Here is a 15,694-nt window from a genome sequence, read left to right as displayed (position 1 = left end):
GTGCCGCCGTTGCCGCCCGCAGCCGGCGCGTGCGCCGGCTCATCCTGCGCGAACAGGCCGCGGCCACGCCAGCGCATCAGCGCTTCCTGCTGCTCCTCGGGCGGCGCGTCCGGCGGCGCCAAAGCCTGCACCGCCACTTGCCCGAGCAGCTCCATGCGGTTCGCTTCCGTGGGGCTGAAGTAGATCCAGATGACGCCGAACAGGATGGTCGCCACCACCAGCGACCCAAGCAGGGCCGCGTAGACGCGCACATACATCCGCGACACGGCCCGCCCCATCTACGCGTCCTGCACCTTGGCGAACACGTAGCCCGCTCCGCGCACGGTGACGATGCGGCGCGGCTGCTTGGGATCGTCCTCGAGCGCCGCGCGCAGGCGCCCGATGTGCACATCGATGGAGCGGTCGAACGGATCGTGCGGCTGCCCGCGCACCAGATCCACCAGCTGCTCGCGCGAGAGCACGCGCCCGGCCCGTTCCGCCATCGCCATCAGCAGATCGAATTGATAGGCCGTGAGGGGCCGTTCCTGCCCATCCACCCGCACGACGCGCGCATCCGGGTCAATCTGCAGGCGGCCGAAAGTCAGCCCGGCGTTCACCGCCTGCTGGGACACGATCTGAGGCCGCCGCAGCACCGCGCGCAGGCGCGCCAGCAGTTCACGCGGCTCGAACGGCTTGGGCAGGTAGTCGTCCGCGCCCAGCTCCAGGCCGATGACGCGGTCCAGCGGGTCGCCCTTCGCCGTCAGCATCACGATCGGCGTGGCGGACAAGGGGCCGGGCAGGGCGCGCACGCGGCGGCAGACTTCCAGCCCGTCCAGGTCCGGCAGCATGAGGTCCAGCAGCAGCAGGGCGTAGTGGCCGGGCGCGGCGGAGGTGAGCCGCTGCAGACCCGGTGCTGCGCGCTCCGCCACCTCCACGTCATACCCGTGCTGCGCCAGGTAGGCGCTGACCATGCCCGCCAGGCGCTGGTCGTCCTCGATCATCAGGAGACGCGTGTTGACATGGACTGCGGTGCTCAATAGTTCCCCCGATGCTGCAGACGTTCGTTGAAAAAGCGGGCGCGCTGCGCGGGCGTCATCAGCTCCGCCGCATCGGCCCCTGCCCGCACCAGGCGGCGCGAGATCTGGTCCAGGATCTGGACTTCGTGCGCGCGCACCGTCTCCAGGGCGCTGCGGTCCACCTTGGGCTGAGACAGCAGCTGCATGGCCTGGCGGTGACCGTCGCGCAGCTGCTGCCGAAGCGGTTGCAGATCCGCCTCCGCCGCCTGCACCAGGGTATGCATGCGGGCTTTCTGGTCCGCCGTGCCATCGGCCACTGCGCGCTCATAGGCGATGCCGAGGTGCCCGCCCATCATGCCTTCGCCGAGCCCCATGGCGCCGCGCTGGCCCATCGGTCCCTGGCCCGGGCCCATGCCCGTTCTCGGACCCATGGTGCCCGGCCCCATGCCGGGCTGGCCCATCATGCCGGGACCGGGCGGCTGGGCCTGCGCCGCGCAGGCTGCCAGCGCGATGGCTGCGCCGCCGGCCCAATACCGCAGAGTGTGTGACGTGCTCATGATCGATTCCTCCATGCTGACAAGATTAATTGCGACGCATTTCAGACATATGTTGACCACGTAAAGTTTTGTGAAGCCCTCCGCGGCGCGTGGCCTCAGCCCGGATGGTGGAACACCTGCCGCAAGTAGGCCAGGAAGGTCTCGTCCTTGACCATGGTCTTGCCCGGCGAGTCGGACAGCTTGGCCACCGGCTGCCCATTGCAGGACACCAGCTTCATCACGATGTTCAGCGGTTCGATGCCGATGTCGTTGGTGAGGTTGGTGCCGATGCCGAAGCCCGTCATCACGCGGTCCGCAAAATGGCGGTACAGGGCGAAGGTGGTCGGCAGGTCCAGCCCGTCCGAAAATACGAGGCGTTTGGTGTGCGGGTCCAGGCGAAGCTTGGTGTAGTGGGCGATGGCCTTCTCGCCCCACTGGATCGGATCGCCGGAGTCGTGCCGCAGGCCGTCGAACAGCTTGGCGAAGTACAGGTCGAAGTCGGCCAGGAAGGCGTCCATGCCGACGACGTCGGTCAGCGCCGTTCCCAGGTCGCCGCGGAACTCCTGCACCCAGCTTTCCAGCGCCGCCTTCTGGAAGTCGCGCAGGCGCACGCCGAAGGCCTGGAAAGACTGCAGGTATTCGTGCGCCATGGTGCCGATCGGGACCAGATTGTATTTCTTGGCGAAATACACGTTCGAGGTGCCTTTGAAGAACTTGGGGACATCGCGCACCAGCGTTTCCACCACCTCCTCATGCCAGCGGCCGGAGAAGCGGCGGCGCAGGCCGAATTCGAAGATGTCCAGCGGGTGCACGCAGGGCGGTTCCTGGTCGAAGGCGCGCAGCATCTCGATCTTTTTCGCGAGGCGCTTGCGGCCTTCCGTCACCGCGTTCACCGCGTCGAAGCGGCGGAAATACAGCTCGTTGACGATGTAGAGCACATAGATCTCGAAGCCCATCACGTGCACTTGCGGGCCCACCGCGCGGATGATCAGCTGCGGGCCATCGGTCTCCACGTGGATGAAGCGGCGCTGGAAGCGGAACACCGACAGGAAGTCCACGAAGTCGCTCTTGATGTAGCGGAGCGAGCGCAGATAGAACAGCTCCTCCTGCGTGAAGCACAGCCAGCACAGGTGATCGAGTTCGCGTTCGATGTCCGCCTTCAGCTCCGCCAGCGGGTACACCGGCTGGTTGCGGCAGGCGAACACATATTCCGCCTGCGCGGCCGGATGGCTGTGCAGGAGTGCCTGCCACATGGTGAATTTGTACAGGTCCGTTTCGAGCAGGCTGCGGACGACGGGGGTGCTCATTGAATCTTTATCCTTGGTTGGCTTGGAGTTCGGCCACGGCATCCGCGGCGCTGGCGATCTGCACGCCGCGCGCCTGCATGTCGCGCACGAATTGCCGATAGTGGTCTTCGAACCCGGTCACGGGGCTCATGCAGTCGGTGAGCAGCACGAGGCGCGGGATCATGGCGGGATCGATGTGCTGCACGATGTGTTCCGTAGTGGCCTTGACGCAGTGGCTGCCCGCTTCGCCCGCGATGTAGACGCGCTCGCACTGTTCCAGCACGCCGAGCAGCTGGCGATTGAGCTGCGTGGCGTCGTCGCTGGGAACGACCACCTCGGCCTGCACGGCGGAGTAGTGCTCGGTCCAGGGATTGGTGCCCTTGATGACGAAATTGACCGTGGTGTGGTGCAGGTCTTCCCACGCGTCATAGGCGCGGCGCAGGTCCGCATGCACGGCGTTGCCCCAGCTGCCGATTTCGCAGTGCACGGGCCAGACCATCAGGGTGTAGCGGCCCGCTTGTTCCAGCTGGTCAAGGTAGGCCAGCGCGCGCGCGGCGGCCTGCGGGTCGCGGGTACGGTAGGCGCCTGCGCGCACCTCGGCGGCGGTAATCTGGGTGAAGGGCGGGACCGCGCTGCCGTCGCCGCGCTGCCAGAAAGTCGGATGGGCGATGTCGTAGCGGTGGTGCGAGTCGAGCGTCACGCTGATGCCCGCGAGGCCGCCTGCACCCTGCTCCACCAGGCGCGCAAGGCGCTGCATGTCGGCATGCGCGCCCGGCACCGGCAGGGCCGGCGCGGTGCGCGCGCCGCTCAGCGGGTCGAGCGGGCGGTAGGCGTCGGGCAGATCGCAGAAGTCGTTCTGCGGATCGATCACCAACAGGTGGAGCTGACGAGTCATGACATCCCTTTTGACAAGATCATTCAAGTATAGGGCAGTTGGACTCATCCTGGCCGCCGGCGGGTGGGCAGGCGAACGGCTTCCCCCCACCCGGCAGGGCGGGATTGTTTGTTGCGCAGCGCTACAGGGCGAGGGCGCGGTATAGACTGGTCTCGGCCTGGATGTTCAGGCGGGCGCGCAAGTCCTGCGGGTTGAAGCCTTGCGCTTCCTGCTGCTTCTTCACCGCCACCGCGGCCGCTTCCATGGCTGCGTCGTCGCGCCACTCGGCCAAGGTCACGATGCGGGAGGTGCCGTCGGGCTGCGGCTGTTCCAGCAGGGAGTTGCGGAGCAGGCCCGGTTGAGCCGCCAGCAGGATGGCGGCTTCCCGTGCGCGTGCCAGGAATTCCTGGCGTGCGGCGGCGGGGACGACGAACTGGGTCATGCGATAGACAGACGATGCGTGGGCGGTGCTCATGCTTGCTCCTTTCGTATTGATCGATTAAGGTGGGGCCACTCTACAACCTCAACTTAACTTCAGGTCAAGCAGTGATGAACAAGCCCGAACATCTGGATACCAACGACATGCTCAGCGTGGGCGAAGTGGCGCAGCGCGCGGGCGTGGCCGTGTCGGCGCTGCACTTCTACGAGCAGAAAGGGCTGATCCGCGCGGCCCGCAGCAGTGGCAATCAGCGGCGCTACCCGCGCGGCGTGCTGCGGCGCGTGGCGCTGATCAAGGTCGCGCAGCGGGTCGGCATTCCGCTGGCCGAAGTGGCGCAGGCCCTCGCCCTGCTGCCGCCGGACCGGCGGCCCAACGCGGAGGACTGGCGCAAACTGTCGCGGGCCTGGCGCGCGGACCTGGACGCGCGCATCACGCGGCTGCAGCGCATGCGCGACCAGCTGGATGGCTGCATCGGCTGCGGGTGCCTGTCGCTCACCGACTGCCCGCTGCGCAATCCGGAGGATGCGCTGGCGGCCGAGGGCAGCGGGGCGCGGCTGCTGGAGCGCTGAACGGCCAGTGTCATTTGCGGCCCAGTTCCGCCTTGGCGTCGGCAATGGCCTGTTTCAGCAGGCTCCAGTTGCCGGTGCCGGTGGTGGCATCGGTGATGTCGGCGCCGCAGAAGTCCGGGTGCAGCGTGATCTTGCCTTTGGAGGGCAGGGGGATGCGGCGGTAGGCGGTGCCGTCGGACAGGGGGAGCACGGCGGTGTAGCTCTTCACATCGGCGCGCTCGTGGCACTCCGTGTCCGCGCAGTGGAAGACGCGGATCCGGTAGGCCTGGCAGGCGGGGATGGGAAACCACGGGACCGGCGCGGCGCTGGGCAGGGCGGCGACCGGGTAGGACCTGAGCGGCGGCGCGGGGTCGAGCCGCTGCACGGTGTAGGCCCAGCAATCGGTGCCGGGCACGATCTGCGGCGTGGGCGCGGCGTAGCTATCGATGACGAAGGGCTTGAGCGGGACGGCGCGCGTGGCGCAATCGGCGGCGTCGCCCTGCACGCGGACGGCCAGGCCGGCGGTGGCGACGATGGCGTCCAGTGCATCCTTGCGGTTGTCGGTGGCCTGGGTGCCGATGGTGCTGATCACCAGCTCGTCGGTGTACTGCACGGCGCTGACGCTGGTCGAGATGACGCTCCACGCCTGCGGCTGGCCGGTGGCGAGGAAGCTGGCGAGGGGCGAGCCATCCGGCCGCGTGGCCAGCGGCACCGGCGTGAAGGCGACGCTCTCGGTGACGCCGCTCTTCTCGGCCGGGACCACCTTGACCACGGTACGCGGCACCACGAACGGGTAGCCCACCACGCCGTCATCGGCCTGTGCGAGCTGCAGGTAGGTCAACTTCGCCTGCGGCATGCCGCATCCGCCCAGCGCAGCGGCCAGCAGGACCACTGGCGCTTCGGTCAACATGGCCGAATACCGATCACGCATAGCGCCTCCATTGACTCGTCAATGCCTGGTCGAGGTTACTGCAAAGCGGACGGCTAGAGGACGTTCTCGGCACGAAAGGGCGTTGGCGGTGTTCTAATGTCGCGCATTCCCAACTCGAACTCGGTGCCGCGCTCATGAATCTCTGGTTTCGCCTGATCTGGATGCTGCTCACCTCCCGCCTGCGTCCGCGCGCGGGGATTTTTGACACCACCGTGCTGCGCATGCGGGTGCTGCCCAACGATCTCGATTTCAATGGGCACGTGAACAACGGGCGCTATTACACGCTGGCCGATATCGGGCGCATGGACTTCGTGCTGCGCACCGGGGCCGCCAAGGTCGCGCTGCAGCGCAAGGCGGCGCCGATCGTGGGCGACAACATGGCCAAGTTCCGCAAGGACCTCAAGCTGTTCGAGCGCTACGAGCTGCACACGCGCGTGCTGGGGTGGGACGAGAAGTGGGTCTTCATGGAGCACCGGTTCGTGCGCGGTGGGCGCGTGGGGGGGCTGGTGCTGATGCGCGGCTTGTTCCGTGCGCGCGACGGCGTGGTCACGCCGGCGGAGCTGCTGCACGACATGCAGGTTGATGTGCCGTCGCCCGCACTCCCGGCCTGGGTGGCCGAATGGAGCGCGGCGTGCGACCGGCTGGCGGGAGATGTGCGCGCCGAGGAAGCGCTGGCCGCTACGCCGCCAGCTCCCGGCCATCGGGCGCCTGAGCTGCCAGCAGCGCGCCCAGGACACTTGGGCGGGCGATGACGAAGCTGCGCAGCAGCCCGGCGTAGTCAGGGCCAACGGCCGCGCGCACTGACGGTCGCCGGGCAAGGGCGGCGCGCCAGGCTTGTACCTTCGGACGGCCAGCCATGAAGTCAATGCCCGTCGCTGAGTCAAACACATCCAGGTAGCGGAAGACCGGGGCGTAGGCGGCGTCGGGCAGCGTGAACCGGTCGCCCGCGAAGTAGGGGCCGCTGCCGAGCGTTTTTTCGAGTCCCGCGAAGCGCTGGTGCAGGACGGTGGCGGCGGCATCGTAGGCTGCCTGGCCGGAGGCTGCGTAGAACGTTCCGACCGCGTTCAGCGTCGCCGAGGCAAACTCGATCCAGGCGCGGTGGCGGGCGCGCTCCAATGCGTTATCCGGATGGAGCTTTGGCTCGAAGGTTTCGTCCAGGTATTCGCAAATCACTGCGGATTCGAAGACCGGTGTGCCATCGACCACGAGCACCGGCGTCTTCCCGAGCGGCGACAGCGCCAGGAACCAGGCGGGTTTGTTGGCCAGGTCGATGTCGACCCGCTCGTACGGCACGCCCTTTTCCTGCAGGACGATGACGGCGCGCTGCACGTAAGGGCAGAGGCGGTGGCTGATCAAGGTGAGGGTCATGGCGGGCCTTTGGTAGTGTGCATGGGAACCATTCTGGAACTCCGATGCCCGCCCTGGAATAGGCTCCTGTGCATAGGCCGCTTGCAAGGCCGCCCATGCGGGTGCAGTCAGTCGAGCGGCTGGCAGGCCTCATCGGCGAGCCCGTGCTTCATGGCGTAGCGGATCAGGTCCGCTGTATTGGTGAGCCCCATCTTCTGCAGGATGCGCGTCTTGTGCGTGCTCACCGTCTTGGCCGAGAGATGCAGCTGGTGCCCAATGGCGCTGGTGCCGACACCCGCCGCCACCAGGCGGAATATCTCGTACTCGCGGTTACTCAGGCGCGCGTGCGGCGCGTCATCGCTCACCGCCAGCCCCTGGGTCAGATTTTCGGCCACGGTGCTGCCCAGGAACGTGGCGCCACCGGCCACCTTGCGGATCGCCTTCACCAGGTCGGCCGACGCGCTGTCCTTGCACAGGTAGCCGAGCGCCCCAGCTTTCAGCGTGCGCACCGCGTACTGGCTCTCCTTGTGCATCGACAGCACCAGGACCGCCAGCTGCGGGCGTTCGATGCGGACCTGGCGCAACAGGTCCAGCCCGGCGCGGCCCGGCATCGCCATGTCCAGTACCAGCACGTCGAGGTCCTCAAGCCGGCGGATCGCGACCAGTACCTCGAAGCCATCGTTGGCTTCTCCTGCGACCGCGATGTCCGGACACTCAGCCAGAATCTGTTTGAGTCCGTCGCGCAGGATGGTGTGGTCGTCCGCGATCAAAACCTTGATCAAATGTGGTCTCCCTGTTGAGGTTGAGGGGGCTGCACAGGCAGCCGTGCCAGCACTCGGGTGCCGGCGCCAGTGGGGCTGGAGACGTCCAGCGTACCGCCGAGCAGCTTGGCGCGTTCGCGCATGCCGAGCAGACCAAAGCCGCGCCGGACTGGCTGGCCGTCGCCGTTGCCGATGCCGATGCCATCGTCTTGCACGGTCAGCTGCATCTCGCCCCCGTGCAGATGGAGCCGTATGTGCACGCAGCTGGCGTGAGCGTGGCGCGCCACGTTGGTCAGCGCCTCCTGGAGGATACGGAAGAGCGCAGTGGCCAGTTCGTCGCACAGGTCGAAGTGCTCGGCGTTCATGTCGAGATGGCACTGCAGCCCCGTCTGCGCCGACAACTTGAACACGTGGTGCTCGACCGCAGCGGCCAGGCCCAGGTCGTCCAGCATTCCGGGGCGCAGGTCTTCGGACAGCCGGCGCACCGCGTCAACCGTGGTGCCGACCAGGTCCAGCATTCCGGCCAGCTTGGCCTGCAGCACCGCCTGCTCCACGCGCGCGGACAGCCAGTTCAAGTCGATCCGCAGCGCGGTCAGCGCCTGCCCCAGTTCATCATGCAGCTCGCGTGCGATACGGCGCCGCTCGGCTTCGCGCACGTTTTGCTGGAAGGCGGACAGCTCCTGCAACTGGCGGCGCGAGTCGCGCAGTTCGGTGTCGGCGCGGCGGCGCTCGGTCACGTCCTGGAAGGCCACCACGCACCCCGCGACACTGCCTTCTTCCATGATGGGCGTGGCCACCAGAGCCACCGGCAGCATGGCACCGTCCTTACGGATAAAGACTTCATCCTCGGCGCGGCGCGGCTCGCCTGCCAGCGCGGAGGCGAAGACAACGCAATCGTGGCGCGCCAGCGCACCGCCGTCCGGGCGGCGGCAGTGGATGATGTCGTGCAGAGGGAGACCGTCCAGGTCCGCATGGCGCCAGCCGAGCAGGCGCTCTGCTTCCGGATTCATGAACACCAGCTTGCCCGCGCGGTCCAGTACCAGCAAGCCCTCGCCCAGCGACGCCGCGATCTGCAGCAGCAGGCGGCGGTTGGCGGCCAGCGCCTGGTCGGCCTGGCGGCGGCCGTCCCGTACGCGGCGCTCGCGCCGTTCGCGCATCACGGCGCAGGACAGCCGGGTAAGGTTGGACTTCATCACATAGTCATGGGCGCCTGCGCGCATCAGGTCCGCCGCCTCGGCCTCGGCCAGGTAGCCGGAGACCACGATGAACGGGATATCGCGGCCGCTGGCCTGCAGGCAGCGCAACGCACCGCGGGCGGAAAAGCCGGGCAAAGCGGCGTCGGAAAGCACCACGTCCCAAGGTTCGCTCTGCAGCGCGAGCGCCAGCTGCGGACCGCTCTCCACACGGCGGTAATGGAGCTGCTGGCCCGCCTGTTCCAGTTCGGCGCGGACCAGCAGGGCGTCATCCGCGCTGTCTTCCACGTGCAGCACGCGCAAGATGTCAGGCATGCGCGCACTCCGGCAGGGTGAGGTAGAAGGTGGCGCCCTTGCCTTCGCGGCCTTCGGCCCAGGCCCGGCCGCCGTGCAGCGTCACGATGCGGCGCACCGATGCCAGGCCGATGCCATTGCCAGGGATGTCGCGCGGATGCAGGCGCTGGAACGGCTCGAACAGGCGCGTGGCATAGGCGGGGTCGAAGCCGCTGCCGTTGTCCGCCACGCTCACCGTCACCCAGCCATCCGCATGCTGGGCGGCGACGCGCAGCTGCAGCAGCGGGCGGGCCGCGCTGAATTTCCAGGCATTCCCCAGCAGATTGTCGAGCACGAGACGCAGCAGGACGGGGTCGCCCTGGACCACGATGCCGGGTGCGATATCGGCGCGCACCGCGCGCTGCGGGTCGCGCTCGCGCAGCTCGTCCAGCACCTCGGCCGCCAGCCGGGAGACGTCGACCGGCTCGCGCCGCAAGTCCCCGCGGCCCAGGTGGGCGAGGTCCAGCAGGTCGTCGATCATGCGGCCCATCCGCTCACTGCCTGCTTCGATGCGGGCGAGGTAGCTGAGACCTGTGGCGTCCAGTCCGGCGCCATGGCCGCGCCGCAGCAGCCGCGCGAAGCCGTCGATGGCATGCAGGGGCGCACGCAGGTCGTGCGAGACGGTGTACGCGAACGCCTCCAGGTCCGAGTTGGCACGCTCGAGCTGTGCGGTGCGCTGCGCCACGCGCTGTTCCAGCGTGGCGTTCAACTGGCGCAACGCCTGTTCGGCCGCAGCGCGCTCCGTGGCCTCGGCCTGCAGGCGCGCCAGCGGCTCGCGCACCGCCAGGCGGAACGCGGTGCGGTACAGGAGCACGTAGACCACCACCTTGACCAGGTGGCCGAGGAGGTTGAATACGTCCGTCACGTTCACATAGACCATGAAACACAGCTCGCTCAGGGCGGTCGCCACAGCCACACCGAACAGGCCCGCTGCGAGCCCACCGCTGCGCAGCGCGCGCCGGTACAGGAGCAGCGCCGCAGCCACCAGCACCGCCACGATCGCCCACTCGCAGGCGATCTTGAAGCCCGTCAGGCCCAGGCCCGGTTCATACGTGTGCCAGCCCAGGTCCGGACCGAGCAGCACCAGCCAGGAGGCGGCGCCGCTCCACGCCAGGCTGGCGCCGGCCAGCCAGTAGCGGGCACGCGGGCCAAGAGGACGCACTCCGGCCACCGCGGCGGCCAGCAGGGCCAACGAAAACCACAGGCGCGCCCACAGCCAGAAGTCGATCGCCTTGGCCGGGCCGGACGGCGTGATGAAGGCGGGCATGCCCTGGTAGGACAGCGCATGCGCGATATCGAGCAGTCCGACGCCCAGACCAGCGTGGCCGACCAGCGCCAGATCCGCACTGCGCCCGCCCGGTTGCACGTTCCACACCACGGCGAATAGCAGCAGCGACACGCAGCCGGAGAACAGTTCGATCACGGTGTGCAGCCACAACGGCATCAAAGGTACGCCGCGCGCGGCCCAGGTGGCCCGGTCCTGCCAGACGAGCAGGCAGAGCACGAGGAGCACCAGCAGCAGGCCTTCCATGCGGCGCAGGTCGGCCGGCCGGCCGGGGTCAACGGTCAGGTCGGAATGCATGGTCGTGGAGAGGTGGAGTAGGAAGAATCCTACAAAATTTGCTGACGTTTCCGACGTTAAATTACCCCTGATTCCTCGTCAATATAGGATTTATCTGATTCTTTCGGAGGAAGTGCATGCGCCATGATGTGGGTCAAATAACACATCCATCCTTTCCTCTCTATGCTTCGCAATCTCACCATTCGCGCCCGGCTGATCCTGGTGCTGCTGTTCCTGTCCGCCGAACTGATTGTGGGCGCCCTGCTCGGCCTGGGAGGCCTGGGCCAGGCTTCCGCCAGCATGGAGGACATGTATGCCAACCGCGTCGTGTGCCTGCAGCAGCTCGACCAGATCATGCGGCTGCTGAACCAGAACCGCTACCAGGTGCTGGCCGGAGCCCTGTCCGATCCGGCCGAGATCCCGGCCCGGGTGGCGGACGTGGAAGCCAACATCGCCACCATCGGCGAGATCTGGAAAGCCTTCACGGCCACCGCTCTCACCGACGAGGAAAAGCACCTCGCAGACCAGTTTGCGGCGCACCGCCAGCGCTTCCTGGAAGAAGGTCTGAAACCAGCCCTGGCGGCCATGCGGACCGGCGACCGCGAACGGCTCACCGGTCTGGCACGCGGCGCGGTGCCGGCCACCTTTGAACCGTTGCGCGGCGAAGCCAACGCGCTGATCGCATTGCAGCTGCGCGTGGCCAAACAGCTGTACCACCGGGCCGATGCGGACTACCGGCTGGTCCGCATGCTGGCAGGATCAGGCCTGGCGCTCGGCCTCCTGCTGGCGGCCATCGCCGGGGTGACCCTGGTGCGCGCCATCACCCGTCCGCTGGACGCGGCCATCCGCGCCGCCGAAGAGGTGGCGGATGGGAACCTGGCGCACCCCATCGAAGTGCGCGGGAAAGACGAAATGGCGCGCCTGATGGCGGCCCTGCAGCGCATGCAGGCCGGCCTGGCGGCGATCGTCGGCCAGGTCCGCGGAGGGACTGACACCATTGCCTCGGCCTCCGGGCAGATCGCGACCGGCAACCAGGACCTGTCGGCCCGCACCGAGGCACAGGCCAGCGCGCTAGAGGAAACCGCGGCGGCGCTGGACGAGCTGACCGGCACAGTGCGCCGCAACGCCGCACATGCGGTGCGGGCCGACCAGCTGGTGCAGAATGCGGCCGGCGTTGCCAGTGCGGGCGGGCAGGCGGTGGCGGATGTGGTGCGTACCATGGAAGGCATCCACGCTTCGGCCAGCCGGATCGCCGACATCATCGGCGTCATCGACGGGATCGCGTTCCAGACCAACATCCTGGCCCTGAACGCAGCGGTGGAGGCAGCGCGCGCGGGCGAGCAGGGGCGCGGATTTGCGGTGGTGGCATCCGAGGTGCGCAACCTGGCGCAACGCAGCGCCGCCGCGGCGCAGGAGATCAAGGGCCTCATCTCGTCCTCAGTGGCCGAGGTGGACGTCGGCGCGCGCCAGGTGAACCATGCGGGCCAGACCATCGGCCAGGTGGTGGAGCAGGTGCGCGAGGTAGCGCAGCTGATGAGCGAGATCGCTTCGGCCAGCGATGGGCAGGCGGCCGGCATTGTGCAGGTCAACCAGGCGGTCCTGCAGATGGATGCTGCCACCCAGCAGAACGCAGCGCTGGTGGAGGAAGCCGCGGCCGCGGCCGCGGCGCTGCAGCAGCAGGCCGGGTCACTGGCGCAGCTGGTGGGCCGCTTCCGTCTGGACGCCACCAGTACCGGCCCGGCACGGCCCGTACGCGCGCTGCTGCGGTCCACCGTTCCTGCCTGAGACCGCGATGACAAGCCACGGCCCCGCTCCGGCGATCTTTTACCGGATGGTGGACGAGGCCATCGACGCGGTGGTCATCATGACCGGCGAATGCATCATCCGCTACGTCAATCCGGCGCTGGAGCGGCTGGCAGGCTACGGTGCCGGAGAGCTGCTGGGACAATCTCTCAACGGCCTGCTGCCCGAGCCAGTGGCGCGCCACCACGACAGCTACTTGCGCAAGTACCTGGCGGGACTGGACAACTCGAAGCTCGTTGGTCAGGTTCGCCAGATGGCCCTGCGCCACCGCAACGGCGCCCTGCTGCCAGTGGAGCTGAAGGCGCTCGACCTCGGCGCCAGCGGAGGCGAGCGGCTGTTCGGGGCGGTGATCGTGGACCGCAGCGGCCCGCCTGGCGCGGCACCCGTGGATGCCAGCGGCCGCACCGAGCTGCGGCGCCTGCAGCAATTCCGCAGCGAGAGCGCGGACATCATGGAACAGATCGCGCGCGACGTGCCGCTGGAGCGCACGCTGCACGAGATCGCGCGGGTGGTGGAAGCCTACGAGCCGCAGTTCGTGTGCACCATCATGCTGATGGAACCGGAGACCGGCCGCCTGCGCCACGGGGCGTCGCCCAGCCTGGCCGACACCTTCGCCTACGCGGCCCAGCCGGTGCTACTGGACGGTGTCCAGGGTCGCCGGCTGTCCCAGGCCGCGCAGGCGCGCGACATCGCAAAGGACCCGGCGTGGGCGGGCGTGCGCGCGGCCGCCCAGGCGCATGGCCTGCACAGCTGGTGGGCCCTGCCCGTCCTGGCCGATGACCGCCTGCTGGGCGCCCTGGTGCTGCATTCGGTGGAGGCCCGGCGGCCGCCGGTGGAGCAGGGCGAGCTGCATCGCTGGTGCTGCCGCCTGGCCAGCGTTGCCATCGGGCGCCATAACGCCACCACGCGCCTGCGCAGCAGCGAGCAGCGCTTCCGCGCCCAGGCTTCGCTGCTCGACCACACGCAGGACGCGATTCTCACGCTGGACGCGCACGGCATCGTCACGTTCTGGAACCGGGCCGCCCAGCGCCTGTTCGGCTGGACCCGTGCCGAGGCCCTGGGACAACCCGGCGCCACGCTGCTGCTCGAGGAGGGCTCGCATCTGGACGAGGCCCTGGCACGCGTGCGCGTGCATGGCGAGGCGGCCACCGAATGCCGGGTCTACGCGCGGGGTGGCCACCTGATCCAGATGGAGGCCCGCCTGTCACTGGTGCCGGACGATGGCGAACTGGCGGGAACGGTGCTCGCGGCCTTCAGCGACATCGGCGCGCGCAAGCAGGCCGAGGGTGAGATCCACTACCTGGCCTTCCACGACCAGCTGACCCACCTGCCCAACCGCCGCCTGCTCGGCGACCGGCTGCAGCACGCGCTGGTGTCCAGCCAGCGCACCGGCCAGTGGGGCGCGGCCCTGCTGATCGACCTCGATAACTTCAAGACCATCAACGACACGCTGGGCCACCAGATGGGCGATGTGCTGCTGGGCCGTGCTGCTGAGCGCCTGCAGACCTGCGTGCGCGCCAGCGATACGGTGGCACGCATCGGCGGCGATGAATTCGCGGTGCTGCTGGAGGACCTGGGCACGGACCAGGGCCAGGCCGCGGCCACGGCGCGCCAGGTGGGCCAGAAGCTGGTGGAGGCATTGGGCCAGCCCTATGAATTTGCGGGCTGTGAGCACGTGAGCACCGCCAGCATCGGCATCGCCTTGTTTGGCGCGCAGTCGGCGGGGGCTGAAGCGCTGCTGCGCGAGGCCGACTTGTCGATGTACCGAGCCAAGGGCGAGGGGCGCAACGGCCTGCGCTTCTTCGACCCGCAGATGCAGGTGGAACTACTGCGCCGTTCGGAGCTGCAGGGCGATCTGCGGCATGCGCTGCGCGATGGCGGGCTGGCGCTGCATTTTCAGCCGCAGGTGGACGCGGCGGGGCGGATCTACGGCGCCGAAGCGTTGCTGCGCTGGCGCCATCCGGTGCTGGGCTACGTGCCGCCGGGAGAGTTCATTCCGCTGGCCGAGGAAACGGGGCTGATGAATGAGCTGGGCCAGCGCGTGCTCGAGATGGCCTGCAACGCGCTGCTGGCGTGGGAGCGCGTGCCCGCGATGAGGCATCTGTGCCTGGCGGTGAACGTCTCCATGCACCAGTTCCGGCGGGTGGACTTTGCTGAATCGGTGCTGCAAGTGCTGCGCCGCAGCGGGGCCGATCCGCGCAAGCTGAAACTCGAGATCACCGAGAGCGTGTTTGCGGACGACCTGGAAGGCACGGTGGCGCGCATGATGGCGCTGCGTGTCGCTGGCATCAGCTTCGCGATCGACGATTTCGGGACCGGCTATTCATCGCTCTCGTACCTCAAACGCCTGCCGCTGGACCAGCTGAAGATCGACCAGTCCTTCGTCCGCGACATCCTGTCCGACGCCAACGACGCCTCGATCGCACGCACCATCATCACGCTGGCGCACACGCTCGGATTGCACGTAATTGCCGAGGGCGTGGAAACCAGCGCGCAGCGCGACCTGCTGATGGCACATGGCTGCGCAGCCTTTCAGGGCTACTACTTCGGACGCCCGGTACCGGACGCGGAGTTCAGCCGGATGCTGGCCGCCGTAGCATCCTGATTAAACCGCGCACGGGCCGTTCACAGTGACCCGCAGTCCGCCCAAGCCGGGCGCCCGGCCGCTGTCCAGTGCAAAGCCATGCACGGCGCAGATGCGCAGGCAGATCGACCAGCCCAGTCCACTGCCACTGGCGGCGGTCACGTCGGGCCGGTGGAAGCGTTCCCCGAGGCGCGCGCGCTGATCGTCCGGGAGGCCCGGGCCGCTGTCGGCGACGGCCAGCACAAAATGGACGGCGTCGCCTGCGAGCGAGATGACGATCCGGGCGTCGGGACCGGCGTAGCGGATCGCGTTCTCCAGCAGGTTGCGCAGCAGGACCCGCAGCAGGGTTTCGTCGCCCGGCACCAGGCAGCGGGACCCGGCGGCCGCGCCACTGCGGTGGTCCTCCCATTCGAGGGCCTGATCACGCGCCACGGCCTCCGGCGCCAGCTCGGCGACCACGGAGCGCGCGAGCGCGGCCAGGTCCAGCGGGGCCAGGGGCGGGG

At 68.4% G+C, this 15,694-nt stretch carries 15 protein-coding genes and 1 pseudogene; 4 read left to right on the top strand and 12 right to left on the bottom strand.

Annotation, left to right across the window (positions count from 1 at the left end; all coding sequences use genetic code 11):
- The 6 genes and pseudogenes from E4L96_RS03765 to E4L96_RS03740 form a co-directional block, all read right to left on the bottom strand.
- Positions 1 to 266, bottom strand: a pseudogene (locus E4L96_RS03765) (hypothetical protein); the annotation flags it as partial.
- Between the two features lie 12 nt (positions 267 to 278).
- On the bottom strand, positions 279 to 980 hold the full coding sequence (locus tag E4L96_RS03760; RefSeq protein WP_135205895.1) for a winged helix-turn-helix domain-containing protein: 702 nt from the start codon (positions 978 to 980) through the stop codon (positions 279 to 281).
- 32 nt (positions 981 to 1,012) lie between these two features.
- The gene (locus tag E4L96_RS03755; protein WP_135205894.1) at positions 1,013 to 1,552 is read right to left on the bottom strand and encodes a periplasmic heavy metal sensor; all 540 of its coding nucleotides are present in this window, start codon (positions 1,550 to 1,552) and stop codon (positions 1,013 to 1,015) included.
- A gap of 95 nt (positions 1,553 to 1,647) precedes the next feature.
- Positions 1,648 to 2,838 carry a nicotinate phosphoribosyltransferase gene (gene pncB, locus E4L96_RS03750; RefSeq protein ID WP_135205893.1) on the bottom strand — a complete coding sequence of 397 codons (1,191 nt, stop codon included), beginning with the start codon at positions 2,836 to 2,838 and terminating at the stop codon, positions 1,648 to 1,650.
- A 7-nt stretch (positions 2,839 to 2,845) separates the two neighbouring features.
- Entirely contained in the window at positions 2,846 to 3,712 is an 867-nt protein-coding gene (locus tag E4L96_RS03745; protein WP_135205892.1) for a cysteine hydrolase family protein, read from the bottom strand.
- A 121-nt stretch (positions 3,713 to 3,833) separates the two neighbouring features.
- Complete coding sequence (locus E4L96_RS03740; protein WP_135205891.1) at positions 3,834 to 4,166, bottom strand: antibiotic biosynthesis monooxygenase family protein; 333 nt, start codon at positions 4,164 to 4,166, stop codon at positions 3,834 to 3,836.
- Positions 4,167 to 4,240: 74 nt separating this feature from the next.
- Between E4L96_RS03740 and soxR the strand changes: the two genes are divergently transcribed.
- Positions 4,241 to 4,699, top strand: a complete 459-nt coding sequence (gene soxR / locus E4L96_RS03735; RefSeq protein ID WP_135205890.1) for a redox-sensitive transcriptional activator SoxR — start codon at positions 4,241 to 4,243, stop codon at positions 4,697 to 4,699.
- 10 nt (positions 4,700 to 4,709) lie between these two features.
- On the opposite strand, the gene E4L96_RS03730 is transcribed toward soxR, so the two are convergent.
- Entirely contained in the window at positions 4,710 to 5,609 is a 900-nt protein-coding gene (locus E4L96_RS03730; protein WP_135205889.1) for a hypothetical protein, read from the bottom strand.
- Between the two features lie 134 nt (positions 5,610 to 5,743).
- Here E4L96_RS03730 and E4L96_RS03725 point away from each other — a divergent pair, with 134 nt between their 5' ends.
- Positions 5,744 to 6,361 (top strand): thioesterase family protein, encoded by a 618-nt coding sequence (locus tag E4L96_RS03725; RefSeq protein ID WP_135205888.1) that lies wholly within the window; start codon positions 5,744 to 5,746, stop codon positions 6,359 to 6,361.
- Here the strand turns inward: E4L96_RS03725 and E4L96_RS03720 are convergent.
- The 4 genes from E4L96_RS03720 to E4L96_RS03705 all read right to left on the bottom strand — a co-directional run bounded on the left by E4L96_RS03720 (position 6,288) and on the right by E4L96_RS03705 (position 10,825).
- Positions 6,288 to 6,977 (bottom strand): glutathione S-transferase family protein, encoded by a 690-nt coding sequence (locus E4L96_RS03720; protein WP_135205887.1) that lies wholly within the window; start codon positions 6,975 to 6,977, stop codon positions 6,288 to 6,290. The genes E4L96_RS03725 and E4L96_RS03720 overlap by 74 nt on opposite strands.
- Positions 6,978 to 7,084: 107 nt before the next feature.
- Entirely contained in the window at positions 7,085 to 7,738 is a 654-nt protein-coding gene (locus tag E4L96_RS03715) for a response regulator (RefSeq protein WP_135205886.1), read from the bottom strand.
- Positions 7,735 to 9,225, bottom strand: a complete 1,491-nt coding sequence (locus tag E4L96_RS03710; protein ID WP_135205885.1) for an ATP-binding protein — start codon at positions 9,223 to 9,225, stop codon at positions 7,735 to 7,737. The genes E4L96_RS03715 and E4L96_RS03710 overlap by 4 nt, the downstream gene beginning before the upstream one ends.
- On the bottom strand, positions 9,218 to 10,825 hold the full coding sequence (locus E4L96_RS03705) for an MASE3 domain-containing protein (protein ID WP_135205884.1): 1,608 nt from the start codon (positions 10,823 to 10,825) through the stop codon (positions 9,218 to 9,220). The genes E4L96_RS03710 and E4L96_RS03705 overlap by 8 nt, the downstream gene beginning before the upstream one ends.
- Positions 10,826 to 10,987: 162 nt before the next feature.
- Here E4L96_RS03705 and E4L96_RS24645 point away from each other — a divergent pair, with 162 nt between their 5' ends.
- Together E4L96_RS24645 and E4L96_RS03695 are read left to right on the top strand one after the other, a co-directional pair.
- The gene (locus E4L96_RS24645; protein ID WP_135205883.1) at positions 10,988 to 12,589 is read left to right on the top strand and encodes a methyl-accepting chemotaxis protein; all 1,602 of its coding nucleotides are present in this window, start codon (positions 10,988 to 10,990) and stop codon (positions 12,587 to 12,589) included.
- Positions 12,590 to 12,596: 7 nt separating this feature from the next.
- Positions 12,597 to 15,212 carry a sensor domain-containing protein gene (locus tag E4L96_RS03695; RefSeq protein ID WP_167758592.1) on the top strand — a complete coding sequence of 872 codons (2,616 nt, stop codon included), beginning with the start codon at positions 12,597 to 12,599 and terminating at the stop codon, positions 15,210 to 15,212.
- On the opposite strand, the gene E4L96_RS03690 is transcribed toward E4L96_RS03695, so the two are convergent.
- On the bottom strand, positions 15,213 to 15,694 hold a 482-nt coding region (locus E4L96_RS03690; RefSeq protein ID WP_267874309.1), incomplete at its 5' end, for an ATP-binding protein.

The sequence above is a fragment of the Zemynaea arenosa genome (assembly GCF_004614185.1).
GTDB lineage: Bacteria > Pseudomonadota > Gammaproteobacteria > Burkholderiales > Burkholderiaceae_D > Telluria > Telluria arenosa.
The sequence above is the reverse complement of the archived record's forward strand: the minus strand, read 5'-3'. Positions and strand labels throughout refer to the sequence as shown.

What these genes read in the sequence shown, in the direction of transcription:
- E4L96_RS03760 (WP_135205895.1), bottom strand. Translation starts at nt 980, where the DNA reads ATGATCGAGGACGACCAGCGCCTGGCGGGCATGGTCAGCGCCTACCTG.
- E4L96_RS03755 (WP_135205894.1), bottom strand. Translation starts at nt 1,552, where the DNA reads ATGAGCACGTCACACACTCTGCGGTATTGGGCCGGCGGCGCAGCCATC.
- pncB (WP_135205893.1), bottom strand. Translation starts at nt 2,838, where the DNA reads ATGAGCACCCCCGTCGTCCGCAGCCTGCTCGAAACGGACCTGTACAAA.
- E4L96_RS03745 (WP_135205892.1), bottom strand. Translation starts at nt 3,712, where the DNA reads ATGACTCGTCAGCTCCACCTGTTGGTGATCGATCCGCAGAACGACTTC.
- E4L96_RS03740 (WP_135205891.1), bottom strand. Translation starts at nt 4,166, where the DNA reads ATGAGCACCGCCCACGCATCGTCTGTCTATCGCATGACCCAGTTCGTC.
- soxR (WP_135205890.1), top strand. Translation starts at nt 4,241, where the DNA reads ATGAACAAGCCCGAACATCTGGATACCAACGACATGCTCAGCGTGGGC.
- E4L96_RS03730 (WP_135205889.1), bottom strand. Translation starts at nt 5,609, where the DNA reads ATGCGTGATCGGTATTCGGCCATGTTGACCGAAGCGCCAGTGGTCCTG.
- E4L96_RS03725 (WP_135205888.1), top strand. Translation starts at nt 5,744, where the DNA reads ATGAATCTCTGGTTTCGCCTGATCTGGATGCTGCTCACCTCCCGCCTG.
- E4L96_RS03720 (WP_135205887.1), bottom strand. Translation starts at nt 6,977, where the DNA reads ATGACCCTCACCTTGATCAGCCACCGCCTCTGCCCTTACGTGCAGCGC.
- E4L96_RS03710 (WP_135205885.1), bottom strand. Translation starts at nt 9,225, where the DNA reads ATGCCTGACATCTTGCGCGTGCTGCACGTGGAAGACAGCGCGGATGAC.
- E4L96_RS03705 (WP_135205884.1), bottom strand. Translation starts at nt 10,825, where the DNA reads ATGCATTCCGACCTGACCGTTGACCCCGGCCGGCCGGCCGACCTGCGC.
- E4L96_RS24645 (WP_135205883.1), top strand. Translation starts at nt 10,988, where the DNA reads ATGCTTCGCAATCTCACCATTCGCGCCCGGCTGATCCTGGTGCTGCTG.
- E4L96_RS03695 (WP_167758592.1), top strand. Translation starts at nt 12,597, where the DNA reads ATGACAAGCCACGGCCCCGCTCCGGCGATCTTTTACCGGATGGTGGAC.